This window comes from Salinivibrio sp. IB868 (genome assembly GCF_001995655.1).
GTDB lineage: Bacteria > Pseudomonadota > Gammaproteobacteria > Enterobacterales > Vibrionaceae > Salinivibrio > Salinivibrio siamensis.
Window position 1 is genome coordinate 31,963 of sequence record NZ_MUEW01000004.1, and the last position, 24,912, is coordinate 56,874.

Below are 24,912 nucleotides of genomic sequence, written 5' to 3' on the forward strand. Positions count from 1 at the left end.
CGGTTTCAGAAAAAAATTCGTTAATCCCCCTTCTTAACAAAAAACCTCTTTTTTGCTGATTGCATACAGTAACAGTAGGCAAACGCTGATAGGCAGCGTGGCGATTTTGAATCAGGAGGGAGTATGACCGTATTCCAATCACGCGATCTTAACTACACTGGCAGCGCAGCCAATGCATTGCGTCATGATGTAGCCGGCAAAGCCAGTTCAGACGTTCTCGCGTACCTGGACGATCAGCGTCTATTTCGCCAACTTGCCTATGCCAATGGTAAATGGATCAATGGCGATTCAGATACACCCGTGCTCAATCCGGCAACGGGCGAAGTGCTCGGCTACACCGCATCACTCAATGCTGCGCAAATCAATCAAACCATTGATGACGCCGAGACCGCTTTCCACCTGTGGCGTGCCGAGTCCGCCGAAACGCGCGCCAAGCTATTGATGAAATGGCACGACTTAATCATGGAAAACCAACACGATCTCGCGCATCTAATGGTGCTCGAGCAAGGCAAAACGTTGCGCGACGCCGAGGGGGAAGTGGCGTACGGGGCCTCGTTCATTCAATGGTTTGCCGAAGAAGCGAAACGCGTGTATGGCGACACCATGCCTAGCCACATTCCCAACGCCCATCTGGCGACACTACGTGAGCCCATTGGGGTGGCAGCTTTAATCACCCCATGGAATTTCCCTAACGCGATGATCACCCGTAAGGCAGCAGCAGCGCTCGCGATTGGCTGTAGTGTGATCGTCAAGCCCGCAGAAGAAACGCCCTTTTCTGCGCTAGCGTTGGCCGAGCTCGCAGAACGTGCCGGGATCCCTGCAGGGGTGTTTAACGTGATTATGGGTGACGCGCCCATGGTCTCGGCCCAGCTTTGTCAAAGCGACAAAGTCAAAGCGCTGAGTTTCACAGGCTCAACGCGTGTGGGACGGTTACTACTCGAACAAAGTGCCCAAACCGTGAAAAAGTGCGCCATGGAGCTTGGCGGCAATGCGCCCTTTATTGTCTTGCCTGATATGGATATTCAACAAGCGGCGCGCGCGGCCATCGATGCCAAGTTTCAAACATCGGGACAAGATTGCTTGGCCGCCAACAAAATTTTAGTCCCGCGCGACAAACATCAAGCCTTTGTCGATGCCTTCGCCGCGTTAATGGATGAACTTGAAGTGGGTAATGGTTTGCTGCCCAGCACAGATATCGGCCCATTGATTTCGTCTCGTGCCGTGGACAAAGCACAAGCCATTGTCGATGACGCCATTGCCAAAGGCGCGACCGTGATGGGCGGAAAACTCAACCCCAACCTAGGCGAAAACTTCTTTGCCCCTACGCTTATCACCAAGGTGACGCCCGATATGCTGGTGTATCAAGAAGAGAATTTTTGTCCTGTGGCGGGCGTGATTGCCTATGACAATCTAGATGAGGCAATTGCGATGGGTAACGATACCGAGTACGGACTCTCGGCGTATGTCTATGGCAATGATATTCGAGATATTTGGCGCTGTCTGCGCGGCCTTGAGGTCGGCATGGTCAGTGTCAACTCAGTGAAAATGACCGGTCACCCTATTCCATTTGGTGGCGTCAAACAGTCGGGCTTGGGCCGTGAAGGAAGCCGCTATGGCATCGACGAATTTAGTGAAATCAAATACTACTGTTTAGGTGGCTTGCCCACGGTGAGCGGCAGCTAATTCAGGTTTGCTGACGGATAAGGAGACTGATCATGCGTCCAGAAACAAAAGCCTTGTTGGAAAAAGACAGAAACACCGTATTCCATGCTTCAACCCACTTGAAGCAGTATGCGCACGGCGAGATGCCAGGCCGAGTGATTGAGACAGGCAAAGGTATTCGCATCACCGATTCCGAAGGGATTGAGCTGATTGATGGCTTCGCTGGGCTCTACTGCGTCAATATCGGCTATGGTCGGGAAGAAATGGCCGACGCCATTTATGAGCAAGCGAAAAAGCTCGCGTACTATCACACCTATGTAGGCCACACCAACGAAGCGCTCGTGACCTTATCGGAGCGCCTAATCAACATGGCGCCGGGCATGAGCAAAGTCTATTACGGCATGTCGGGCAGTGACGCCAATGAATCACAGCTTAAAATTGTTTGGTACTACAACAATGCGCGTGGTAAGCCTGAGAAAAAGAAAATCATCTCTCGGGATCGGGGTTATCACGGCTCCAGCGTGGCATCAGGGTCACTCACGGGGTTACCACTGTTCCATGCGCACTTTGATCTGCCCATCGAGCGCATCAAACATACCATGGCTCCCTACTATTATCGCCGTGAAGACAGCGGCATGACAGAACCTGAATTCGCGCAACACTGTGCCGATGAACTGGAGAAAATGATCCTCGCGGAAGGACCCGACACGGTCGCAGCGATGATTGCCGAACCCGTGCTCGGCACCGGTGGCATTGTGCCACCTCCCGAGGGCTACTGGGCGGCGATTCGCAAAGTACTGGATAAGTATGACGTCTTGCTGATCGCCGACGAAGTGGTATGTGGCTTTGGCCGTATCGGGAGTGATTTTGGCTCTATTTACTACGACATGAAGCCTGATCTGATTACCGTTGCCAAAGGATTAACCTCGGCCTATCAACCTCTCTCTGGGGTGATGATCGGTCACAAGGTATGGGATGTGCTGGAAGACGGCACCGATGCGTGGGGCGCGATTGGCCATGGTTACACCTACTCTGGCCACCCACTGGGCGCGGCAGCCGCACTGTGTAACCTCGATATCATCGAGAGCGAGAATCTGACTCAGAACGCCGCGACCACGGGGGAATATTTGCAAATGAAGATGAAAGCCGCGTTTGCCAATCACCCACTGATTGGCGATAGCCGCGGGGTGGGTTTGCTCCATGCCCTCGAGTTTTCGCCTGATCGTGCCAACCGCAGCCTCTTTGACCCCAGCCTTAAAGTGGGCCCACAAGTGGCCGCTGCCTGTATGGAGCAAGGTCTGATTGCGCGTGCGATGCCACATGGCGATATTCTTGGTTTTGCCCCACCCTTGGTGGTCACCCCCAACGAAGTGGATGAAATCGTCGCTAAAGCGCAAGTCGCCGTCGATAAGGTGATGGATAAACTCGTCACCAGTGGACAATGGCAACCCAAATAGCGCGATGATTCCTATCCAATAAGCAAAAAAAAGCGCCGACAACTCGGCGCTTTTCTCATTAACAAACTCTGGTCTTACTAGCTGGCGGTCGCCGGCTGTAATGCTAAGTTCGCTTCTTTCTCTTGCTGCATCCGCATCACCGCAATCGGACCGGTGATAAAGGTAAAGGCAATCAAGAAAGACACAGGCACGGCGGTGATCACGATAAACGACTGAAGCGCATTCAAGCCACCATCGCCGGCAAGCAGAAGCACACCGGCAACCACACCCATCACAATCGCCCAGAACAGACGATGACGGCGCGTTGGCTGGTTGTCACCTGACACGGCCATCGCAATCGAATAAGCCATCGAGTCACCCGTGGTCGCCACGAAGGTGGTGGTCAGCAGCATAAAGGCTGGGATCAGAACCACGCTGTAAGGCAGCTGTGACAAGGACGCAATCAAGATAGCAGGCAAACCCGCATCCGCCATTGGGCCAGAAATGCTGCCAGGCGATTGCAACTCATAAAAGATACCCGTACCACCCAGTACTGAGAACCAGAAGTTAGTCGCAATCGGTGCACAGATAGCCACGGCGACGATCAGCTCACGAATCGAGCGGCCTTTCGAGATACGAGCGATAAAGATCGCCATCATCGGCGCAAAGCCAATAAACCAACCCCAGAAGAACCAAGTCCACCATGCATTCCAGCTACCGTTATCGGTATTCAGTGCTAGCGTATGCATATTGTTGAGGTAGTAGCTAAAGCCTGAGCCAAACTGTTCGAAAATAAAGCCAGTTGGACCCAGCACAATCACCACGCCCAACAATACGGCTGCACCAATCACATTCATGCGGCTCAGCCATTGTAGGCCTTTATCCATCCCCGTAAATGCAGAGATCGAGTAAATCGCCACGACGGCAGCCAGAATCAGCATCTGCATTGGCATGGTGTTTTCGATACCCACAAAGCTTTCTAGGCTGTAGCCAAGCTGGGTGGCCAAAAAGCCAATCGGACCGATGGTACCGGCCGCCACGGCAATGATAGAGCAGGCATCAATCACAGAGCCTAACCAGTGGTTTTCCAGCTTGTCACCGAGTAGCGGATACAGCAACGCACGAGGGCGCAGGCGTACACCCGCTTGATGGTGGGCATACATCAGTACGATGGTTGCCAAAGTGCCTAATACTGCCCAGGCTAAAAAGCCCCAGTGGAAAAAGCTTTGGCTCAGGGCAGGGGCGACGGTTTCCATCACACCCGCTTCCATGTCACCCAACGCCGGCGGCGGCGTCATGAAGTGATAAATAGGTTCCGCGGCTGACCAGAAAACACCACCACCCGCAAGCAGGGTGCACATGATCATCGCAACCCAACGGAAACGACTCATTGAGACAGTATCCGTGGCGCCAAGTTTTAATTTACCAAATTTACTGCCGCCGATAGCAAGCGCCAGTACAAAATTGATCACCATCAACCACTGCCACCAGTAACCAAAAAGGTTGGCAGACTCAGAAAATAGAGACTGGATAACAGAAGAGAAGTGTTTCAGGTCAAACAAGGCAAAGGCAAGGAAGACAGCAACAAAGCCGATAGTAAACACGGCTACGAGACGGTCATTATTTTGTGTAGATTTAAGCATTAGTTCGCTCACAAGGTGTGTGAGGGAGGGGACTCTATCAGTGTGGCGAATGAATGACCAGAACAAATTGTTACAGTCAAAGAAGGGAAAAACGTGACAAGCATCACCTATTCAGCCATGGCGGGGGCTGAATAGGAATATGACATTTTTGTTAAGTGGGTAAAATTTACCCAACACTGTGTCGTCACGCTGGTGTCTTCGGTTTCTCTGTCTTATTCGCCTTACCCGTTTCGAGCACTTTTTTATGCAGCACCACGGTGGCGCGATACAGTTTAGGGTGAACCTGTGACTCGCCTGTTTTTGCACGATTACACGCCGAAATCACTGCCGCCGTTATGCAAGCGGCCACTTTCAGCTGTCCAAGCTGATAGGCATAGTTAGCAACCTTTATCGCCATAAAAATCGATTGGTCGCTGTATTTGTAATTACGGGCGGCGAATTTCTCAAAGCGGAGAAAGTCTTTGTGATAACCCTTAAGAATGCGATCAACGTGGCGATCGTAATACTTTTTATACTTGGCGTAGCTCCCTTTGGGGTTGCTCGCCATAATGTCTCTCACCCAGACAAACGATTGCAGCTGTTCCTTTTCAAATAAGCCACTCAGCCAGGCAAACATATGACCTCCCTACTGCTAGCTTAGCGGTCTTATTCTACTCAATTTCCGTGACTAATCTATGAAAAGGCGAAAGTAACTCATTGACTGGCGGTTATTTAATCAGTGTTGGTCGCTAACTATTACGAGGCCCCAATGGACAACAGTGAGCGACCACAGAAAGATTAGGCTTGCGTGTTGATGTTAATGGTATAGGTGGCGTCCCCGACGGGGAGCATATGTAGGATCTGCTCGCCAAGCGCTGGATGGGTAAGCAGGTAATTGCCTTGCGGAAAGCGGGTGTCTTCCGGCCCTTTCAATACTAGGCTGAAGTTTTCTACCGCGTGCCCACCCACCTCATCACCGTGGCCAGGATGGGTGTCGACACGCGCCAGCGTCATTGCGTATTCCGTATCCGTTCCATCAATGAGCGTGATCGTTTCATTAATCAATTCATTGACATGCTGGAAAGATAGTACATTCATCGTCCCTCCCGCGCCCCTCTTTGGGTCAATGCGCTTGTTAAAGCTTTACTGATAAGATTAGATGAAAAATTCGACAATGCACAATAGCTTAGTGATTTTTTCAATCGCTTAGAACGACAAAAGGCAACCCATCGGTTGCCTGACTAACGCTTGATTACGCTGACCCAGCCGCTTTAACTGGGCGGGTCTTATTCGACTTTGTTTTGTAGTAATACCACAAACGTCTGCTTTTGTTGTTCATCGAACACCTCTCAATCAGATTAATGAACGATATTGATGTCAAGCGCCGAATACGGCGCCAATTCATAGTCTTATATTATTTCGTTCCGGAAAGCAAATTCGATCACTGTCAAGCAGCGATAAGGCGAGAAAACAGCCAGCTCAAGGTGCTAAATACGTATTCAATATGTCAGGTAGGTCAGGCGCGAGGCCCACAAAAGAGAAAGCCGCTCTACTGAGCGGCTTCAAGATGCATTCCTTGTTGGTTGTTGGTCAATGAACATGTTTCTTACATTGCCCCGTGTGCTCACTACGTTGAGCGTCCTCACCGCATGGTCTTGTGTTAATTGCCTGGCTGGCGGCTAACAAGGTGTCGTCATGGGCGCCTGACATTAACGGGGACTTAACGCATTATGTGGCGCGTCACTGCGCGCTAATCATCTACCAAATTGTGTGTCAGCTCAGCTGACATTTTCAGTAAAGCACACTTTTGCCACTGTGCCACGGCGTGCCGTTCAAATTGTGAACAGAGTAATAAATCTGACACAAACTGGGATTTCGCACAGCATACCGGCCTGATTTATGCCACCGAACCACGCCAACATAAAAAATTCTCGCACCACTAGACGACCGGTCTAATTTTGATTATGCTACCCCACATGAAATCGAGCAGCACCCAAGAAACCAGCACTCACAACGCGACCCACCAACACTTGTTGGAAACGGGCGTGAGCGTGATGGCGCAATTTGGCTTTAGCGGCGTCGGCCTTAGCGCGATACTAAAACAAGCCGGCGTGCCCAAGGGGTCTTTTTACCACTACTTTGCGTCGAAAGAACAATTCGGCCAAGCCGTGTTAGACCACTATTTTGCTTGCTACATTGCCGATGTAAACCGCTTACTGTCAGATAGCACGCTCTCTCCCATTGCACGTGTACACAGCTACTTCAGTCGCTGGCAAGCACAATATTGTAGTTTGGATCCGGTGCAAACGTGTTTGGTCGTGAAGCTGAGTGCAGAAGTGGCTGATTTATCCGAGCCAATGCGGCTGGCACTGCGCGATGGCACCGATCAGCTGATTAGCTGCTTGGCGAGTACCCTCGCCCAAGATAGCGATGTGTTTGATGAAAAAACCGCGCTTACCACTGCCACGACCTTGTATCAGTTGTGGCTGGGCGCCAGCTTATTAACCAAACTGCATCGTAACGATAGTCATCTTGCACAAGCGATGACCATCACCGAAGAAAAGCTCGGGCTGATCGATTAACAACGCTTTGCTGTATCAAGCATCGCTTAAACAACAAATTAATCTCCGATGCGTGGCACTCGCGACGGCACTCGTTGTTAGCGCACAGCCACCATCTGCTCAAAACCCGCTTTGGCGGGTTTTTAACCGGCACTCACTAGACGACCGGTCTAATTTAAATAAACGCTTGATACCATCAAGCACAATAAAAGGAAGGATGAGCAATGAACAACTTTGAGTTCTACAATCCCACACGTATCGTTTTTGGCGAAGGTAAGATTGCCGAGCTGGATCGGCTCATCCCGGCCGATGCAAAAGTGTTGATTCTTTTCGGCGGCCAAAGCGCACGTAAAACCGGCACCTTGGATGAAGTCGAACAAGCGCTAGGGCAACGTCAATTTGGCCTATTTGGTGGCATTGAACCCAACCCGCGCTATGAGACCTTAATGAAGGCAGTCGAGAAAGTCGGCGCTGAAGGTTATGACTACCTCCTCGCTGTGGGCGGTGGATCAGTAATCGACGGCACCAAATTCGTTGCCGCGGCCGCGAAATATGACGGTGACGCATGGGACATCCTCACCAGCATGGGCGGAAAAGTGGAAGCAGCGCTGCCATTTGGCTCCGTGCTCACTTTACCTGCTACCGGCTCTGAGATGAACAAAGGCTCGGTGGTGACCCGTGAGTCAATGCAAGCGAAACTGCCGTTTATGAGTGAGCTGGTGTTCCCGCAGTTCTCAGTGTTGGATCCGGTGAAAACCTACACCCTACCGATTCGCCAAGTGGGGAACGGTGCGGTCGATGCGTTTGTTCACGTGGTGGAACAATACCTCACCTATCCTGCCAATGCGCCGGTGCAAGACCGCTTTGCTGAAGGCCTGCTACAAACCTTGGTTGAGTTGGGCCCACAAGCGCTGGAAACACCAGAAGATTACAATGTGCGTGCGAGTCTGATGTGGACAGCCACCTTAGCGCTTAACGGCTTGATTGGCGTGGGTGTCCCGCAAGACTGGTCAACCCATATGCTCGGCCATGAGCTCACAGCCCAACATGGCTTAGACCACGCCCAAACCCTTGCTGTTGTGCTGCCTGCGATGCTCAATGAGAAGTTTGAGCAAAAACAGGCCAAGCTCGCACAATTTGCTGAACGTGTTTGGCATATTGACCAAGGCAGCGACGCCGAGAAAGCCAAATTAGCGATCGAGAAAACGCGCGATTTCTTCGAGCGCATGAACGTGAAAACACGCATGAGCGATTACGATCTGGATGAAACTGCGATTGAGCCGTTGATTGAAAGTCTAACCCAACACGGTATGACCCAGCTCGGCGAACATGGCGATGTCACCCCGGACGTGTGTCGCCGCGTGCTGCAAGCCGCGCTTTAATCGCCGGTTTATTTCATTGCTATTGTGAGGCGCGCTGAAGCAGCCGCCTCTTTTCCCAACATCAAGGGAGGAACTAATGTCAGCATTAACAAATCAACGTTTTGTTCTCGCATCACGCCCAGTTGGCGCACCCACTGCCGAGAACTTTCGCTTAGAAGAAGTCGCCATTCCCGCACTAGGCAACAATGACGTCCTGATTGAAAACCATCACCTATCGATTGACCCATACATGCGCGGCCGGATGAGCGATGCTAAGTCGTATGCTGAACCGGTAGCAATTGATGGTCTGATGGTCGGTGCCACCGTGGGTAAAGTGCTAGAGTCCAACCATGCCGATTACCAAGCCGGCGATTGGGTACTGGCTTACAAAGGTTGGGAAACCCATTCTGTCGTCGATGGCGATACCCTGCTTAAACTTAATCCCGATCTCGCACCGGTTTCATACGCGCTTGGGATCTTGGGAATGCCCGGCTTCACCGCCTACATGGGCTTATTAGATATCGGCCAACCCAAAGAGGGCGATACCCTGGTGGTGGCGGCCGCAACCGGCCCCGTTGGCGCGACCGTCGCACAAATCGGTAAGCTGAAAGGCTGCCGCGTGGTAGCGATTGCCGGTGGTGAAGACAAATGCCAATACGCTCGTGAACACCTCAGTGTTGACGCGTGTATCGATCACAAAGCCGATAACTTTGCCGAGCAGCTTGCCGAAGCCTGCCCGCAAGGCATTGATGTGTACTTTGAAAACGTCGGCGGCAAGGTATTTGATGCGGTGATGCCACTGCTTAACACCGGCGCACGCATTCCCGTGTGTGGCTTGGTATCTCAATACAACAACACCGCCCTGCCAGAAGGCCCAGACCGCCTTTCACAGTTGATGGGCACCATCTTGGTTAAGCGCCTAACCGTAAAAGGTTTCATCATTTTTGATGACTATGCGCACCGTTACCCTGAGTTCGCTCACGACATGGCCAAATGGGTCGGTGAAGGCCAAATCCATTACCGTGAACACGCGGTGGATGGCTTTGAGCAAGCGCCTCAAGCACTGATTGATGTACTCGAAGGCCGAAACTTCGGCAAGATGGTCGTCAATATTAAATAAAGTATCCGCGCTTTATTTCGTCATACCGAAAACCCTGCCTCCCCCTTAGCGATGGATAGCTAAGGGGGTTTTTTATGAGTGACGTTCGCTTTTCCGTTCCACTCCCCTTCTTGATGCAGAAGAAACACTCAGTGCCAACTACACTAATGGGGATGATTGACTAGCTTCATCGAAATTTGGCAAGGCTGACCGCAGGACGCAACCGCTCCACACCTGTTTCAGCTAAGAAAGAGGATGTATTCAAAATGGCCAAAGTCGCACCCATGATTCGTCATCAGATCAACCTCGGTTTTGCGTTTGTTCTGATTATGGCATTACTGACGATTTTTGCGGTGGTGGAATGGAAGGTAAAACCCGAGCTTATTGAGCAGCGACAAGAGCGGATCAGCATCAATCAACACGCCCTGCTCGATTTACTCGACGCCAAACTCGGCCAAATTGAACTGTTAACCAGCACCATGGCGTTAGCGGGGACCACACTCCCCAAAGATGAAGCTCTGTTCCGCACCACCTTTCCCGAGATCCTCAATAATCATGGCGATCCAGCGATTGCCGGCGGTGGTATCTGGCCCGAGCCCGGCACATTTACACAAGGGGTGGCGCGGCGCAGTTTTTTCTGGGGCCGAGCAGGCGCGACCATGGAGTACTACGACGATTACAACCATCCAGACGGGAAGGGGTATCACAATGAAAGTTGGTACGTAGCGGGCAAAACAACCCCCGCCGATCATTGCAGTTGGTCCAACGCCTATATTGACCCTTTTACCAAAGAGCCGATGATCACCTGCACCGTGCCAATGAAGGATGATAAGCGCTTTATGGGTGTCGCCACCGTCGATATGAGGCTCGCCGGCATCTCAGATATTTTGTCCCAGTATGGCAAAGAAAACGGTGGCTATGTCTTCGCCTTCGACGCAGACAGCAAGGCGATCAGCTTTCCGCAATCAGCCGTCACCTTTCAACCCTACAGGAACACACTATGGACGCGAGACGAACTGCAAGTGCAATTGCCTTGGTTGCAATCGGCGTTCAAGGCAACCCTAACACTCAGCACCAGCAAGCTAATCACGGTAGAAAATGACGGCATCCTCAACGAAGCCGCATATGTTCATTTGATTCGCTACCCTGAAGCCGACTGGGTGATTGGCCTCGCCGTCCCTAAAAGCAAAATGACCGCCGCCGCTGACAACATGGGGTTGTTTTTAATGATAGCGATTGGTGGCTTGCTGCTCGTTGTCGGTGTCATCGCGACGATCACCGCCCGCAATTTACTGGATAAAATTCGACAAACCACCCATCAGATCCGAGAGTTGATCGATGGTGAAACCACCCAAGCACTCGACGTGGGGAACCTGAATGAAGTCGGGGAATTACGCCATGCCGTCAACGATTATGGTGATAAACTAAAGGCACTGCTGTTGCGTTTAGAAACACTCCAAGATGAATTGGTTCAGAATGAAAAACTGTCCTCACTCGGCTCCCTAGTCGCAGGCATCGCACACGAGCTGAATACCCCCATCGGCAACGCACTGATGTCTTCAACCTCCATCTTGTCGATGAAGCAAGATTTTGTCCAACAACTCGAAAAGCCGATCACACGTGACGATTTAGACCAATTTCTCACCCATGTTGAAGATGGGACACGGATTGTTGAACGCAACATGTCACGTGCCTCCGAATTAATCCGTGCATTTAAACAACTGGCCGTGGATCAAACCAACGACCACCAGCGCGAGTTTGACCTCCATCATCTTATCAACGAAGTGCTTCTGTCTTTGCGTCCGACACTGCAGCAAACGCCTCACCACCTTGATGTAGATATTCCTGAGGCAATTAAGCTCAATAGCTACCCTGGAGCCCTCACCCAAACGCTGATCAACTTAATTAACAATGCGTTAGTGCATGCATTTACCGAGCAAGATCAAGGCTATATTCAAATCCATGCGAGTCAGGATTCACACGATCAGGTACATATTACCGTCCAAGATAACGGCGTGGGCATGACGCCAGACGTGCAAAAACACATTTTTGATCCCTTTTATACCACCCACCTCGGTCAGGGCGGATCTGGCCTTGGCTTACATATTACCTTCAACCTCATTACGAGTGTGCTCGGTGGCCGTATTCAGGTAAACAGCAAACCGCAACAGGGCAGTCGCTTCATTGTGACGATTCCACTGACGGCCCCCGAACGTGCCTCGTCGTCTTCATAACGATGGCAGGTAAATGGGATATCATTATCCAGCCAACTGCAACGCCGAGGGCAATGCGGTCATAGCACCTTTGGCGGTAGTGGCCAGCGCACCACAGCGGTTGCCTTGACGCACGGCCTCAGTCACCGCCTCTGGCGACTGCCAGTCGGGCAACTTGGCTAGGGCAGCCAACAAGCCTCCCATAAACGCATCACCAGCGCCAGTAGTATCCACGACCTTGGCGGGTGTTGTCGCCACCTGCCAAAGCGCTCGGTTGAACGCAACTTGTGCACCGTCACTGCCTAGCGTGACCACCCACAAGGACACACTCGGTACGTGCGAGACGAGCACTTCAAGCGCGGATTTGATAGACCGGCTCTCGCCGGGCTCAGAGCCTGTCACTAACGGTGCAGTCAGTAAAGCAAGCTCATCATCAGACACTTTGACCACATCCGCCAGCGGCAAGGCTTGCCTCACTGTCTCTAGCATCTGCGCCTCGCTTTGCCACAAATCATCACGCAAGTTAGGGTCAAAGCTGACAAACCCACCCTGGTCACGACACGCTTGCATGGCGCCGAGCGTGGCCGATCGCGAGGGTTCGTTCGCTAACGCAATGGAGCAAGCATGTAACCACTGCCCCTTTTCAAACACAGGGAAGTCATCGGGCTGCACAAACTGATCGGCACTGGGTTTGACCATAAACGTAAAGCTGCGCTCGCCCGCCTCATCTAACTCGACCAACACGGTTGAGGTGCGTTGCGCGTTATCGCGATGCATAAACGCAATGTCTACGCCTTCATCGGCCAACGTGGTTTGCATAAAACGTCCCAACGGATCGTCGCCCACTCGACCAATAAAGCCTGTTTTCTCCCCCAGCCGGCTAATCGCCACGGCCACATTGGCGGGCGCACCGCCAGGACATTTTAGGTAGTGGCGTTCTCCCTCTGGGATCAAATCCACTACCGCATCGCCAGTGACCCATACCTTACTCATCACGCTTGCTCCTCGTTCAATGCTCGATTAGGCCGCCGCCGTTTGCGCATATTTTTTACGGGTACCCAGTACATAGGTCACCGCAAACGCCACGACAAAAGCAATGGCCATTCCGATGATATACGGCACCACTCCGTCAGGGCGAATCGAAATGATCCCTGGCAGCCCCGCGGCACCCAGCGCTTGCGCTTTCACTTTAAAGAAGGTGATGAACGCGCCTGCACAGGCTGCGCCTACCAATGCACCGATAAACGGATAACGGTATTTAAGGTTAATACCAAACATCGCCGGCTCAGTAATGCCAAGCAGTGCCGTGATACCCGCCGGCATCGCAATTCCTTTCGCTTTCACATCCGCGGTTTTTAGCCCGAACGCCAAACAGGCTGCCCCTTGCGCCACATTTGACATCGCGGCAATCGGGAAGATGAAGGTACCGCCGGTGACCGCAATGTCTGCCAATAGCTGCGTTTCAATTGCGATAAAGCTGTGGTGCATCCCGGTGATCACAAACGGCGCATACACAAACCCAAACAATGCACCACCAATCATCCCAGCCGATTCATACACCCAGTTAAGGCCATCGCCGAGCAAGAAGCCGAGATCACGGGTAAATGGACCCACCAGAGTAAAGGTAATCAGCCCGGTGATAAAAATCGCCAGTAGAGGCGTCAGCAAGTTATCCAGCACCGAGGGAATAATACGACGTAGCCCTTGCTCGACTTGCGCAAGAATATAAGTGGCAACCAGCACAGGCAGTACCGAGCCTTGATAACCGACTTTTTCAATCTCAAAACCAAAGATTTCCCATACTGGAATATCGCCGGACACCGCCGCACCGCCAAAGCCCCAGCCATTGAGCAGATCAGGGTGGACCATTAACATTCCCAGTGCCGCGCCCAAAAAGGGGTTAGCGCCAAACTTTTTACTGGCAGAAAACGCCAGCAGTACCGGCAAGAACACAAATGGCGCATTAGCGAAGGTATTGATCATATTGGCCAAGTCGCCCATTTGTGGGTAGGCCTCAATTAAAGACTTGCCATCAATAATCAAACCCGGCGCAGTCAGGATATTAAAAATCCCCATCAGCAAACCACCGGCGACGATGGCTGGAATAATGGGAACAAAAATATCTGACAGCCCTTTCACCGCGCGTTGTAGCCAATTTTGCTTTTCAGCGCCAGCCGCCGCCACGTCTTTCGACGACATGTCTGACTGGCCCGTTAACTTGCTGAATTCGGCATAAACATTATTGACAATGCCCGAGCCAAAAATGATCTGTAACTGACCGCTGACTTGGAATTGGCCTTTCACACCTTCAATCGATTCAATCGCGCTTAAATCCGCCAAGTTATCATCATGGAGTGCGAGTCTTAGCCGCGTGGCACAGTGTGCCGCCGCCGCGATGTTTTCTTTTCCACCCAGTTTATCGAGTAGTTGTTGTGCTATTTTTTGGTAGTTCATGGCTACTTCCCCTGCACGCTCTCACCGTCTTTGCCACCGTCACTTTTTTTTTCGTGTGGCGTCACACGCTCCACATTTTCGGGAACGATCCCGAAAATGATGTGCTGAATCCTGTAAAGCATCAAGTATGAGGGCTAATCGCTGTGAGATCGATCAGTAAACCGACGCGTACCTCTCACCTTAAACGTGATTAATATCACTAAATAGGGGGCATTTAAGGCGCTATGTTTGCAAAGGATCCGTAAATGGAACGATCATGGTACTCCCAGAAAAGGAGAACCCATGGCTAGCTTGAATGATGTCGCCCGTTTAGCGGGTGTTTCTAAATCAACCGTTTCACGCGTGATTAACCAGGAATATGGCGTAAAGCCCGCCACCATTGAAAAAGTTAACCGCGCCATTGAGCAATGCGGCTATGTGGTCAATCAAATCGCTAAGGATTTGAAATCCAACAAAACCAACCTCATCGGGGTGATTGTACCGCGAGTATCGTCGAATGCGATGTCAGCCAGCGTTGATGGGCTTAGCCATGTCTTTGATAAAAAAGGCAAACACGTGCTATTGGCCAACACGCGCCAAGACGATCAGCGTATTTGCTACTACCTCGATTTGTTCAACCAAAAACGCGTAGAAGGGATACTGCTGTTTGCCTCCACGCTCAACCCCGACTTGGTGCACGCCATTAAGCGCTCGAGTGCGCCGGTGGTGGTAATTGGTCAAGACGGCTCACCCTATAACATTCCCAGCGTGATCCATGATGATTATCGGGTGGGCTTTTGTGCTGGCGAGCAGCTTATTAATGCTGGCTGCCGACAGGTGGGCTTTCTGGGGGTACAAGCGGAAGATATTGCCGTTGATCAGCAACGTTATCAAGGCTTCGAGAGCGCATTGACCACGTTGACCCAAACGGTACCCTTGTTCCATTACCAAGGCCAATTCTCGATTCAATCGGGCTATGTCGCCATGACCGCTATGCTAGAGCAATATCCTGATCTTGACGGCGTATTTTGTGCCACCGACCGTATCGCGATTGGCGCTATCCAAGCCTTGCAAGCACAAGGGATCACCCCTGGGCACACCGTGAAGCTGATGGGAGTGGGCGATGACGAACTTGCCCAAGTGGTATCGCCAAGCTTATCGACGTTTAACTATGCCTTTGATGCAGCAGGAGAAAGTGGTGCCAAAATGCTGCTCGAGTTACTGGAAACTGGACAAAGTCATGTGTCCAAATTGGTGATGGGCTTTAACTATATCAGCCGCGCCACCTGCCCTTAACACAGCGATCGTTAACCCAATACAGAGAAATTTTACTTGCGCCACCGCCGTCTTATTCGCTATTTTTGGAACGTTCCCGAAAATATAATTGGTACGGATAGATGGAAATAACCCCAACAGGCCTGGTTGACGCATGTGGTGGCGCCGATAACGTGCGACGAGCATTGCGCCATCAAGACAAGGTGATCATTGAGCTCATCGAGCTTGAACGCGTGAACCAAGACGTGCTGCCAATCAGTACGATTGACCATTCACTACGCCAGATCACCCTCGATCAACCCGTCAGTCAGGGGGCGCTAACGGCACTGGGACGCGTGATCGACCACAACCTGCGTGAACAAGCCGCGCCCTTCTATTCACCCAGCCAAAAGACAGATTTCCATCGCCCCGGATGGCATATCAGTCCTCCCCAAGGGCTGCTGAATGACCCCAATGGTTTTATTTATTTTCAAGGTCACTATCACCTTTTTTATCAGTGGTATCCCTTTGCCTGTGAACACAAAGATAAATTCTGGGTGCATTTAATCAGCCCTGATGGGGTGCAATGGCATACCGCGCCGCTCGGCCTCACCCCCAGTGATTGGTATGACAGCCATGGGGTATTTTCAGGCCACGCCATGGTGATGAACGACGCCCTTTGGCTGTATTACACCGGCAATACCCGCATTGGCCCCGAGCGTTTGCGCCAAACAACCCAGTGTGTGGCGCGGTCAAGCGATGGCATTCATTTTGAAAAGCTCGGCCCGGTGATTGATGCCCCACCAGCAGGCGTGACCGAGCATATTCGCGATCCCAAAGTCATCCATGACGGCCAACACTATCGGATGCTGTTGGGCGCGCAACGTGAAGATAGAATAGGCCGCCTGGCGCAGTATTCGTCTGCTGATGGCCTTACGTGGCACTATGACGGACTAAGCGGTGATAGCTTAGGCGAGCATGGTTATATGTGGGAATGCCCAGATCTGTTCCAATTAAGCGATCAATGGCTCTGTATTCTCTGCCCACAAGGCAGCCCTTCACCAACGCCCGATCATCATGTTCCTCACCACAATGGTTACGCCAAAGCCACGCTAGAAGCGGACGGCATCAGGCTTGATAGCTGGCAAGTGCTGGATCATGGGTTTGATTTTTACGCCCCGCAGACGGCGCAGACCCCTGACAATAAGCGCATGCTCATTGCTTGGATGGGCCTGCCAGACGAAGTTGAACAACCCAGTTTAAGTGCGGGCTGGTTGCATCAGTTAACCTGTCCACGTGAGTTACGCTGGGAAAATGGGCAAATTTATCAGCGCCCAGCCGCCGCGCTGCAAAGCTTAAGAGGCCCTCAGCAACTTTTGGTGATTAATCCTGAGTGCCACTCAACCACCGTGGATTTAGGCACCAAGCAGTTTGAGCTCAACACCACGCTGCCCATTCCGACCAGCGGCCACTACACGCTATACTTTCACAGCCGCAGCGGCATGATGACGCCAGCCTCCTCCGGCAAACCATCCGGTTGTGCACTCACCATTGACGGTGACAGCCGCACCCTAACACTGGATAGAAGCGCAAGCCTCGCCACAGAAGGCGATACCCGTCGCTGTATTCACTTGCCCGAGCCGCTAGAAGATTTGCCACTACAAGTCCTCGCCGACACCAGCTCACTGGAGTTCTTTGTCGCCGGCGGGCGATGGACGATGACCAGCCGTTACTTCAGCGCTATTGACGCAACCTTTTTAGCGCTGACACGCGATCGCCACGACACGCCTTTGCCAAAAGAGATGGATTGGTATGCGTTGAAAAACGCCAGTGTTAGGTGATACATCAGGGAAGTGGCGTTGACCACACCACGCCACGTCTGACTGGCACAGTTAACGCCCATCAACTAGCATTAAGGGTTTGAATCTTCTGTGTTTAATCATCGCCATGATATTATTGGCGATGATTAAACACGCTTCTTATTTCAACCAAGGTGACGATATGCTGCTTGCAATACTGGCGATTATTGCTGGATTTGCGCTTTTGGTGTGGAGTGCAGATAGGTTTGTAGAAGGCGCGGCTGTGAGCGCCCATTATGCCGGTATACCGCCGCTACTCATTGGCATGCTGGTGGTAGGGTTTGGGACATCAGCGCCTGAAATGGTGGTCTCAGCGATGGCTGCAGTCGATGGCAATCCTGCGTTAGCATTGGGCAATGCGCTGGGCTCGAACATCGTCAATATCACCTTAATTCTCGGGGTGACCGCCCTCATCGCGCCTATTGCAGTGCATTCCACCATTGTGCGCAAAGAGCTACCCATTCTTTTAGCCATCACTCTCATTATCGGGGCAATGCTATGGGACTTCACGATCAGCGCCTACGAAGCTTTACTGCTTATCACAGGCTTTTTACTGCTGATAGGCTGGTCAGTGTGGTCTGGCATACGAACTAAAAACGATACCCTCGCCACCGACATGAATGCCGAACTCAACCAGCAAACCCTGTCGCTAAAAAAAGCACTGATGTGGCTAACGATTGGGCTGGCACTGTTAATTGTCAGCTCGCGCATCTTGGTATGGGGTGCCGTTGAGATCGCCCAACAGCTGGGCATAAGCGATCTGATTATTGGTTTAACCATAGTCGCATTAGGCACCTCCCTGCCCGAGTTGGCCGCCTCAATTATCGCCGCCCGCAAAGGAGAACACGATATTGCCGTGGGCAACGTGGTCGGCTCCAACATTTTTAATTCCCTCGCCGTGATTGGTATTGCCGGCGCCATCGAGCCGATTCGCAACATCACCGAAGCGGTCTTCTGGCGAGATTGGATGGTGATGCTCGCCGCCACCGTGCTCTTGCTGCTAGTCGCAATACGCTTTGGCAAGACACAGGAAATCAACCGCGCCGAAGGGGGATTACTGTTTATATGCTACGTCAGCTACACCGGCTTGCTGATCTATGCGGTTCGGTAGGGGGTTAATGAAATGGAATTATACCTATCTATCAATATACACTGGCCGCTTCGAGCGACCTAAAACCATCGATTCGACCTGTGAAATCAGCGTACACAGAAACAACAGTGCTTTACACATTATCACTCCGCACTTCTTTAACCACGACTTGTTCAATAAACTGAACTGAATGACCATCAATACTTAGTGAAACACTACCGTACCCTGCTCCAGGTAGTTCATTATGCCAAATGACCTCCCCAGTAACCTCATTCAAACCATAAACATGGCCATTGCAACCAGCGATGATAAGTCCATTTTGATTCAGAATTGAAACGTTTGAGCCCGAGCTAGCACTCAAAAAATCACCTAATTTAGTTCTCCATAGCTCAGTCCCTGTCTCTGGACACATTGCTATAACACGACCGTTCATTCCCACAATTAATGCATTATTCATAGTATTTACAACTAGATAAAATTGAATTTGAGGTTATCATTTTCTGTTTCATCGACATAACGCCTATGCATGAATTTAGAGAAAGAGCTCACTAATACGCTACCCCCTCACACCTATTGATTTCACACATAGTTACACAACGGTGCGCTTTTACGCTTTACATCGATCCCAGGTCGATGAACACTGCTTGGCAGAGTATAATGACAACCGATATCACCTAGAGTTAGTCACACATTATGAGCAATACCACCGCGAAAAAGCCGAGTCCCCTGTTTGAAATCCTGTTCAACGTTTTCATCCCCTCGATCATCCTGATGAAGTTGAGCGGCGATGAATACTTAGGTACAGCCATGGCATTGGTCGTCGCTTTGGCCTTTCCTCTCGCTTACGGCGGGATGGATCTGGTCCGTAACCAGAAATTCAATTTTATCTCAGCACTGGGTTTTATCAGCGTATTACTAACAGGTGGGATTGGCCTACTCGAGCTCGATACCCGTTGGTTAGCCTTAAAAGAAGCGCTGATCCCCGGCGTTATTGGCTTGGCGGTGTTAGGGTCAACCTTTACCCGCTACCCACTGATGCAGAAGTTAATTCTGAATGACACCGTGCTCAACCTCTCGTTGATCAATCAGCGTTTAAGAGAGAGCGGGCAATCCGCCGCCTTTGAGCGCTGCTTGATGTGGTCAAACTATCTGTTCGCCAGCACCTTTGTGTTCTCATCGGCGATGAACTACTTCCTTGCCACGTGGATTGTCACCAGCCCTGCCGGCACACCCGCGTTTAATGAAGAGCTAGGCAAGATGACGCTGTACAGCTACCCGATGATTGCTATCCCTAGCATGTTGATGATGTTTGGTATTTTTTACTACATCTGGCGTCAGATCCGCGCGATGACATCGCTAGAAACAGAGCAAATCTTCCACCTGAAATAGCAAGCGCCACGCGCGACGTTTCAGAAACGGGTCAAAAACAAACAAAAAAGGGAGGATAGCCTCCTCCCTTGCGTCATCACTTCCACCCTTGACGCCATTTCTCGTCTTTTTTGAGCTCACGCCAGTCAATCGGATACTCTTTTTTCGACAGCACTGACTCGAGCACGCAGGAAATCACCACACCGTCTTCATCATACTCAACAATCAAGGCCTATTCACAGTGAATCCGCTAGCAGACGAGTAAACTCTCTGGTTTTGAACGGTAAGTAGGATCGCGCCAAGTAAACAGCATGAACAGGAAAACTGCTTAAGCGGTAATCAGGCAAAAGCCTGACGACACGTCCGCTACTCAGGTCGTTCTTAAATATCCACTCAGGCCCTAGATGGATGCCAACGTTGGCCAGCACTAATTCACGGATCGCTTCTACGCTGTTGACGGTAATATTGCTATGTATCTTTGTATGTGGGAAATACTGGCCATCTTCAAACTTGATGTCACTGCGACGTGTCTCAGGGGAATATTGCACGAAATTGTGCTGTTCCAGATCGTCAATTGTCTCTGGCTCACCATGTACCTTAAGGTAGTCGGGACTTGCAACCAGCACCCTAGGGACATCACCCAACTTTCTCGCCACGAGACTTGAATCAGGCAGATTACCGATACGCACAGCCACGTCGATGCTCCTCTCCTGGAGGTTATCGAACTGACTGCCGAGTAAGAGCTCAATGTTGAGATCGTCGCTCTGCTGTTGCATCTGCCTTGCCACCGGCACCACAAATCGCGTCCCAAAATCCACCGGAGCAGCGATCCGCAGGGTCCCACTTAATCGATTGACGCCACTCCGTATTTCTTCCTCTAACTCAGTTTGTTCATCGACGATATGACGCATGCGCTCATAGTAACGTTGACCCAGCTCGGTTGGCGTCGTGCGTTGAGTTGAGCGCCTGAGCAGCTTGACCTTGAGGCGATCTTCAAGTGCCGCGATCTTACGACTGATTGAAGACGGCTCTTGGTTGAGTTGTTCAGCGGCGCGTTTGAAACTGCCAGTCTCTACCACCCTGAGAAACAGACGTTCTACATTATCCATCGCTATATCGCCATTTATTGTTAGTTTCGCAATTAATGATTGTTTATTTACACCCTTCCAGCGCTACCGTCAACTAGATAGCCTGTAGATGTCACGCTAACCAACTGGCTGGCTGACATTACTCACTCACTCGGGAGATAGGTTATGTCTAAGATTGATTTGAACGGTAAAGTCACATTGGTCGCCGGTGGCGCCAAGAACCTTGGTGGTCTTATCAGCCGCGAGTTCGCTGCGATGGGATCGAAGATCGTGGTCCACTATCACAGTGCCGCGACGGAAAGCGACGCAGACGCAACAGTAAAGGCCATCAAAGAGGCGGGGGGTGAAGCCATCTCGATTCAGGGTGACCTGACCAAAGGCGCTAACGTGACCGCCCTGTTCGAACAGGCGAAGGATCATTTTGGCGGTATCGATGTGGCCATCAATACGGTGGGTAAGGTACTGCGCAAGCCCATCATTGAGACAACGGAAGAAGAGCTCGACGAAATGATGGCGATCAACGCCAAATCAGCCTTTCTATTCATGAAAGAAGCAGGCTTACATCTCAATGATAACGGTAAGCTGATCACTATTGTGACGTCATTGCTCGCCGCGTTTACCGACGGTTATTCAACCTATGCTGGCGGTAAGGCTCCGGTGGAACATTTCACCCGCGCAGCCGCCAAAGAGTTTTCGTCACGCGGCATTTCGGTGAACAATATCGGCCCAGGTCCAATGGATACGCCGTTTTTCTACGGTCAAGAAACGCCTGAGCGAGTGGCGTTTCATAAATCACAGGCACTGGGTAACGATCTCACCAAGATCGAGGATATCGTACCAATCGTAAAATTCCTTGCGACCGATGGCTGGTGGCTATCTGGACAAACTATTTTCGCCAACGGCGGATACACAACCCGTTAATAAAATAAGGAGTCATGCCATGAACCGATTTTTTGTCGCCCTTGTGTTGATGAGTGCTAGTCTGCTGGGAACATCTTCCGCATATTCTAGCGAAAGCCGAACGCCAGAGCAGGTTATCTCCGAATTGGTCAGCGCGATGGAGGCCAACGATGCAGAACATATCCGATCATTGTTTGCCGAGAACGCGACCCAGGAGTACGAGCGTTGGTACGCGCGCAAGAAAACCGGCGACAAGTTCAGGGCATGGCTCGAATCCGATATCATCGATGTGCATGGACGAGTAACCAACCCGACACTCATGGCAGATGACAAACAAGCCATCGTCATCGGCACTTACGTCAACAATGACAATTACCGAAGCCCAGCGGATTTTCTGTTCATTGTCGAGGACGGCAAGATCGTCAGTTGGACGATGCGATACGACTAGCGACCCGCGTCATCCTACTCAAGCACGCACAACACCACTATACCCTCTTCATCATACTCAACGTCGGAGACCAAAAAGTGCTTCTCGCGATTAATGGGTTTGATCGCCGTCCACTTGCTATTGCGTAACTTGGCTGGATTGATCTGGTTCACGACTGCCCCTTAACAAACACCTGATAAGGCTGACAATGAATGCACTCGTTTCGACTTATCAGCCCTTTCAAGAATAGCAATACAAGGTAAACGAACGCTACCATTGACTAATTTGGGTTAGACGGTCAGCCCGTTCGAGTGAATCAGCACTCATTACTTTGAGTTCAGATGCCCCTTCAGCGTTCTGCTCCGACAACGTCCTGATTCGATCCGCCAGTTGACTGATCTCTTCTGTTACATGCGCTTGCTGCTCCGATGCCGTGGCAATGCTGACGGTGCGCTCTTTGATGTTATCAAATGCTGTGACAATCTCTTCAAAGTGCTCACGCACCACACTCGCTCGCTCAACCGAAGATTGAGACAACTGATAACTCGATTCAATCACGTCCACGCCCTGGCTAGCCGCCGAATGAAGCTGATGAATCATGCCATCAATTTCTTCCGCTGATTCCTGCGTTTTGGCGGCCAATGAGCGCACCTCATCGGCAACCACTGCAAACCCACGTCCTTGCTCTCCCGCGCGCGCCGCCTCAATAGCCGCATTCAGTGCCAGTAAGTTGGTTTGCTCGGAAATCTTTTTGATGACCTCAAGGACCGTTCCCACCTGCTGTGAATCTGAGGCCAGTTTATCAATCACAGAGGAGGCTTCTTTCAGTGTGGTAGCAAGCTTGGCAATCGCGTCACTGTTCTCATCGACGGCTTGCTGCCCTTTTGCCACCACGTGCGATGCATCCTCGGCAGTATCTGCGGCGGTGGCAGTATTGCTCGACACCTCGGTGGCACTTGCGGACATTTGGTTAATCGATGAGGCGAGCGTGATATTCTCATTCGTCTGCGCCGACGTTCGGTCGCTCAAATCTTGGCTCAGTGCCTGTAAGTCGTTTGCACTGCTTTTAACGCCAATCGCTTCTCTCGCTACGTCTTCGAGAATTTTTTCAAGATGGGCGCCATAATCGTTGACAGCGCGCCGTAGCTCGCCCATCTCATCAGCACGAACAATCTCTAACTTACCGCCTTTCTCACCTTTCGATAGGCTGCTAACCTGCTGAGTCGTCTCTTTGATACTGCGAATGAGCCTCTGGCCGAGCCATACCACAACTAACGCGAAGACAATCACCAGCGGTAACAGTGTTATATACAGGCCAGAACTTACTCGATTCAGCGCCGCCAAGGCCGTTGCCTCAGGCAACAGCATGCCCACTGTCCAACCCTGTTCCGACAGAGGAACCTGCACGAGGAGCGACCGGCTATCGCCTACCACGCCTTCCGGCAGATAAACCGGCTCCTCAGCGTCCAAGGCCGAGACAAGCGGGGATAAACGAGGATACTGTCTACTGGCGTCGCTCAGGCTTTGCATACTAAGGCTTGAAGAACGCACATCTGGAAACGAGAGAATGCGATCGGTTTGATCGAGCACAAAGGCATAGCCTCCGGTTGCCTCATTTTGGTCAGTTAATAAGTTTGACAGACCGGAGAGCATCAAATCGATTGTCGCAACGCCCCAAAACTGGCCATCTCGGCGAATTGCGACCGTACAAGTGACCATGGGCGTGCCAGAAATCGCATCCTCATAAGCGGCAGACCACGCGCATTGCCCTGCCGGTAAGCCTCGACCCGCTTGATACCAGCTTTCGTTGTGATAACCACTGCCAGCGGGATCATTGTAATCATCTAATAGATCCAGCGAGCCTTGTGCATTACGCGCCCAAAATAGAGAATCACGTGTTTTTTCCGGTGTTAACTTACCAGGTTCAGGCCAAACACCCCCGCCCGCAATCGCGGCGTTACCGTAGTGATCGACCACAGGCTCAAGACGTTCAATAAACTGCGCGCGATCTAACGGCAATGTTTCCGATAGCGCCGCGAGTGTATCGGTCAACACTGCCCCTTCATTCAGTACCGTGGCAATACGCCCTTCAATGTTTGTGACGGTTTGCCGAGCGCCCGCCTCTGCCTGCTCTTGCAAAACGGGCTTCGCTACCCACTCCATAACCAGGTAAATGGTAAGAAATGACCCCAACAAAAGGGCAAGCGCCATGGCTTTAATCTTACGGCTGATTGTCATGGCAAAATCCTCTGCACTGCTATTTGCTATAAGCGTAGCAGCGAGTCGTCTAATTACCATGAAGGTGTGTTTTCTCGCGCAAAACGTGCTGATCGCGATGGAGGGGTTTGACCGCCGTACACCTACTATTGCATCACTTGGCTGGATTGATTTGATTCACGCTCACCCCGTTAGATAGTACATCGGTTGAATATAACGGTACCTAGTACGAACGAGGTTCGGTTTGGTTCAGTGGTGAGTTTGGTGTAACTCGTGCACACGCTCRTGCGTGGGAACGAGAAAAAACGCCGATCCGCTTTGG

20 protein-coding genes and 2 pseudogenes are annotated in these 24,912 nt (G+C 51.4%); 12 read left to right on the forward strand and 10 right to left on the reverse strand.

Translation table 11 applies throughout. The annotated features are described in order from the left end of the window. The first annotated feature begins 123 nt into the window (after nt 1-123). Nucleotides 124-1,683, forward strand: coding sequence for an NAD-dependent succinate-semialdehyde dehydrogenase (locus BZG20_RS05695; RefSeq protein ID WP_077578375.1), 1,560 nt, complete (start codon nt 124-126; stop codon nt 1,681-1,683). Between the two features lie 32 nt (nt 1,684-1,715). After that, nucleotides 1,716-3,119: an aspartate aminotransferase family protein gene (locus BZG20_RS05700; RefSeq protein ID WP_077578376.1), complete on the forward strand. Its 1,404-nt coding sequence runs from the start codon at nt 1,716-1,718 to the stop codon at nt 3,117-3,119. A 77-nt stretch (nt 3,120-3,196) separates the two neighbouring features. On the opposite strand, the gene BZG20_RS05705 is transcribed toward BZG20_RS05700, so the two are convergent. The 3 genes from BZG20_RS05705 to BZG20_RS05715 all read right to left on the reverse strand — a co-directional run bounded on the left by BZG20_RS05705 (nt 3,197) and on the right by BZG20_RS05715 (nt 5,818). Continuing rightward, the gene (locus BZG20_RS05705) at nt 3,197-4,741 is read right to left on the reverse strand and encodes a BCCT family transporter (RefSeq protein WP_046075753.1); all 1,545 of its coding nucleotides are present in this window, start codon (nt 4,739-4,741) and stop codon (nt 3,197-3,199) included. Nucleotides 4,742-4,925: 184 nt separating this feature from the next. Next, a complete protein-coding gene (locus tag BZG20_RS05710; protein WP_077578377.1) occupies nt 4,926-5,357 on the reverse strand; it encodes a hypothetical protein in 432 nt (143 codons plus the stop codon). 161 nt (nt 5,358-5,518) lie between these two features. Further along, nucleotides 5,519-5,818, reverse strand: coding sequence for a hypothetical protein (locus BZG20_RS05715; protein WP_077578378.1), 300 nt, complete (start codon nt 5,816-5,818; stop codon nt 5,519-5,521). Nucleotides 5,819-6,696: 878 nt separating this feature from the next. Between BZG20_RS05715 and BZG20_RS05720 the strand changes: the two genes are divergently transcribed. From BZG20_RS05720 to BZG20_RS05735, 4 genes are all read left to right on the forward strand, one after another. After that, nucleotides 6,697-7,302 carry a TetR/AcrR family transcriptional regulator gene (locus BZG20_RS05720; protein WP_101494513.1) on the forward strand — a complete coding sequence of 202 codons (606 nt, stop codon included), beginning with the start codon at nt 6,697-6,699 and terminating at the stop codon, nt 7,300-7,302. A 203-nt stretch (nt 7,303-7,505) separates the two neighbouring features. After that, nucleotides 7,506-8,663 carry an iron-containing alcohol dehydrogenase gene (locus BZG20_RS05725; RefSeq protein WP_077578379.1) on the forward strand — a complete coding sequence of 386 codons (1,158 nt, stop codon included), beginning with the start codon at nt 7,506-7,508 and terminating at the stop codon, nt 8,661-8,663. Nucleotides 8,664-8,739: 76 nt separating this feature from the next. Beyond that, nucleotides 8,740-9,762 carry an NADP-dependent oxidoreductase gene (locus BZG20_RS05730; protein ID WP_077578380.1) on the forward strand — a complete coding sequence of 341 codons (1,023 nt, stop codon included), beginning with the start codon at nt 8,740-8,742 and terminating at the stop codon, nt 9,760-9,762. A gap of 245 nt (nt 9,763-10,007) precedes the next feature. Then, a complete protein-coding gene (locus BZG20_RS05735; protein WP_077578381.1) occupies nt 10,008-11,975 on the forward strand; it encodes a sensor histidine kinase in 1,968 nt (655 codons plus the stop codon). Nucleotides 11,976-11,999: 24 nt separating this feature from the next. Here BZG20_RS05735 and BZG20_RS05740 read toward each other — a convergent pair whose 3' ends face one another. Next, nucleotides 12,000-12,947 (reverse strand): aminoimidazole riboside kinase, encoded by a 948-nt coding sequence (locus BZG20_RS05740; RefSeq protein ID WP_077578382.1) that lies wholly within the window; start codon nt 12,945-12,947, stop codon nt 12,000-12,002. Between the two features lie 27 nt (nt 12,948-12,974). Beyond that, complete coding sequence (locus BZG20_RS05745; protein ID WP_046075745.1) at nt 12,975-14,408, reverse strand: sucrose-specific PTS transporter subunit IIBC; 1,434 nt, start codon at nt 14,406-14,408, stop codon at nt 12,975-12,977. A 282-nt stretch (nt 14,409-14,690) separates the two neighbouring features. Here BZG20_RS05745 and BZG20_RS05750 point away from each other — a divergent pair, with 282 nt between their 5' ends. From BZG20_RS05750 to BZG20_RS05760, 3 genes are all read left to right on the forward strand, one after another. Then, nucleotides 14,691-15,683 carry a LacI family DNA-binding transcriptional regulator gene (locus tag BZG20_RS05750; protein WP_077578383.1) on the forward strand — a complete coding sequence of 331 codons (993 nt, stop codon included), beginning with the start codon at nt 14,691-14,693 and terminating at the stop codon, nt 15,681-15,683. 101 nt (nt 15,684-15,784) lie between these two features. Beyond that, entirely contained in the window at nt 15,785-17,482 is a 1,698-nt protein-coding gene (locus tag BZG20_RS05755) for a glycoside hydrolase family 32 protein (RefSeq protein ID WP_077578384.1), read from the forward strand. Nucleotides 17,483-17,642: 160 nt separating this feature from the next. Continuing rightward, nucleotides 17,643-18,611 (forward strand): calcium/sodium antiporter, encoded by a 969-nt coding sequence (locus BZG20_RS05760; protein ID WP_077578502.1) that lies wholly within the window; start codon nt 17,643-17,645, stop codon nt 18,609-18,611. A 112-nt stretch (nt 18,612-18,723) separates the two neighbouring features. Here the strand turns inward: BZG20_RS05760 and BZG20_RS05765 are convergent, their stop codons facing one another. Then, nucleotides 18,724-19,047 carry a PQQ-binding-like beta-propeller repeat protein gene (locus BZG20_RS05765; RefSeq protein ID WP_077578385.1) on the reverse strand — a complete coding sequence of 108 codons (324 nt, stop codon included), beginning with the start codon at nt 19,045-19,047 and terminating at the stop codon, nt 18,724-18,726. A 236-nt stretch (nt 19,048-19,283) separates the two neighbouring features. Here BZG20_RS05765 and BZG20_RS05770 point away from each other — a divergent pair, with 236 nt between their 5' ends. Then, nucleotides 19,284-19,979, forward strand: a complete 696-nt coding sequence (locus BZG20_RS05770) for a VC0807 family protein (RefSeq protein ID WP_077578386.1) — start codon at nt 19,284-19,286, stop codon at nt 19,977-19,979. Between the two features lie 76 nt (nt 19,980-20,055). On the opposite strand, the pseudogene BZG20_RS05775 reads toward BZG20_RS05770, so the two are convergent. Both BZG20_RS05775 and BZG20_RS05780 read right to left on the reverse strand, forming a co-directional pair. Then, nucleotides 20,056-20,181 (reverse strand): annotated as a pseudogene (locus BZG20_RS05775) (TIGR02450 family Trp-rich protein); the annotation flags it as partial. Between the two features lie 13 nt (nt 20,182-20,194). After that, on the reverse strand, nt 20,195-21,067 hold the full coding sequence (locus BZG20_RS05780; RefSeq protein ID WP_077578388.1) for a LysR family transcriptional regulator: 873 nt from the start codon (nt 21,065-21,067) through the stop codon (nt 20,195-20,197). A 144-nt stretch (nt 21,068-21,211) separates the two neighbouring features. Here BZG20_RS05780 and BZG20_RS05785 point away from each other — a divergent pair, with 144 nt between their 5' ends. After that, nucleotides 21,212-21,967 carry an SDR family oxidoreductase gene (locus BZG20_RS05785; protein WP_077578389.1) on the forward strand — a complete coding sequence of 252 codons (756 nt, stop codon included), beginning with the start codon at nt 21,212-21,214 and terminating at the stop codon, nt 21,965-21,967. Nucleotides 21,968-21,986: 19 nt separating this feature from the next. Further along, nucleotides 21,987-22,394, forward strand: a complete 408-nt coding sequence (locus BZG20_RS05790) for a nuclear transport factor 2 family protein (RefSeq protein WP_077578390.1) — start codon at nt 21,987-21,989, stop codon at nt 22,392-22,394. Between the two features lie 17 nt (nt 22,395-22,411). Here BZG20_RS05790 and BZG20_RS15905 read toward each other — a convergent pair. Continuing rightward, nucleotides 22,412-22,546 (reverse strand): annotated as a pseudogene (locus tag BZG20_RS15905) (TIGR02450 family Trp-rich protein); the annotation flags it as partial. Between the two features lie 97 nt (nt 22,547-22,643). Continuing rightward, on the reverse strand, nt 22,644-24,611 hold the full coding sequence (locus BZG20_RS05795) for a methyl-accepting chemotaxis protein (RefSeq protein ID WP_198531456.1): 1,968 nt from the start codon (nt 24,609-24,611) through the stop codon (nt 22,644-22,646). Between the last annotated feature and the right edge of the window lie 301 nt (nt 24,612-24,912).

Excerpts from the sequence above, each read along its gene's own strand:
- BZG20_RS05695 (WP_077578375.1), top strand. The coding sequence starts at position 124 with ATGACCGTATTCCAATCACGCGATCTTAACTACACTGGCAGCGCAGCC.
- BZG20_RS05700 (WP_077578376.1), top strand. The coding sequence starts at position 1,716 with ATGCGTCCAGAAACAAAAGCCTTGTTGGAAAAAGACAGAAACACCGTA.
- BZG20_RS05705 (WP_046075753.1), bottom strand. The coding sequence starts at position 4,741 with ATGCTTAAATCTACACAAAATAATGACCGTCTCGTAGCCGTGTTTACT.
- BZG20_RS05710 (WP_077578377.1), bottom strand. The coding sequence starts at position 5,357 with ATGTTTGCCTGGCTGAGTGGCTTATTTGAAAAGGAACAGCTGCAATCG.
- BZG20_RS05715 (WP_077578378.1), bottom strand. The coding sequence starts at position 5,818 with ATGAATGTACTATCTTTCCAGCATGTCAATGAATTGATTAATGAAACG.
- BZG20_RS05720 (WP_101494513.1), top strand. The coding sequence starts at position 6,697 with ATGAAATCGAGCAGCACCCAAGAAACCAGCACTCACAACGCGACCCAC.
- BZG20_RS05725 (WP_077578379.1), top strand. The coding sequence starts at position 7,506 with ATGAACAACTTTGAGTTCTACAATCCCACACGTATCGTTTTTGGCGAA.
- BZG20_RS05730 (WP_077578380.1), top strand. The coding sequence starts at position 8,740 with ATGTCAGCATTAACAAATCAACGTTTTGTTCTCGCATCACGCCCAGTT.
- BZG20_RS05735 (WP_077578381.1), top strand. The coding sequence starts at position 10,008 with ATGGCCAAAGTCGCACCCATGATTCGTCATCAGATCAACCTCGGTTTT.
- BZG20_RS05740 (WP_077578382.1), bottom strand. The coding sequence starts at position 12,947 with ATGAGTAAGGTATGGGTCACTGGCGATGCGGTAGTGGATTTGATCCCA.
- BZG20_RS05745 (WP_046075745.1), bottom strand. The coding sequence starts at position 14,408 with ATGAACTACCAAAAAATAGCACAACAACTACTCGATAAACTGGGTGGA.
- BZG20_RS05750 (WP_077578383.1), top strand. The coding sequence starts at position 14,691 with ATGGCTAGCTTGAATGATGTCGCCCGTTTAGCGGGTGTTTCTAAATCA.
- BZG20_RS05755 (WP_077578384.1), top strand. The coding sequence starts at position 15,785 with ATGGAAATAACCCCAACAGGCCTGGTTGACGCATGTGGTGGCGCCGAT.
- BZG20_RS05760 (WP_077578502.1), top strand. The coding sequence starts at position 17,643 with ATGCTGCTTGCAATACTGGCGATTATTGCTGGATTTGCGCTTTTGGTG.
- BZG20_RS05765 (WP_077578385.1), bottom strand. The coding sequence starts at position 19,047 with ATGAATAATGCATTAATTGTGGGAATGAACGGTCGTGTTATAGCAATG.
- BZG20_RS05770 (WP_077578386.1), top strand. The coding sequence starts at position 19,284 with ATGAGCAATACCACCGCGAAAAAGCCGAGTCCCCTGTTTGAAATCCTG.
- BZG20_RS05780 (WP_077578388.1), bottom strand. The coding sequence starts at position 21,067 with ATGGATAATGTAGAACGTCTGTTTCTCAGGGTGGTAGAGACTGGCAGT.
- BZG20_RS05785 (WP_077578389.1), top strand. The coding sequence starts at position 21,212 with ATGTCTAAGATTGATTTGAACGGTAAAGTCACATTGGTCGCCGGTGGC.
- BZG20_RS05790 (WP_077578390.1), top strand. The coding sequence starts at position 21,987 with ATGAACCGATTTTTTGTCGCCCTTGTGTTGATGAGTGCTAGTCTGCTG.
- BZG20_RS05795 (WP_198531456.1), bottom strand. The coding sequence starts at position 24,611 with ATGACAATCAGCCGTAAGATTAAAGCCATGGCGCTTGCCCTTTTGTTG.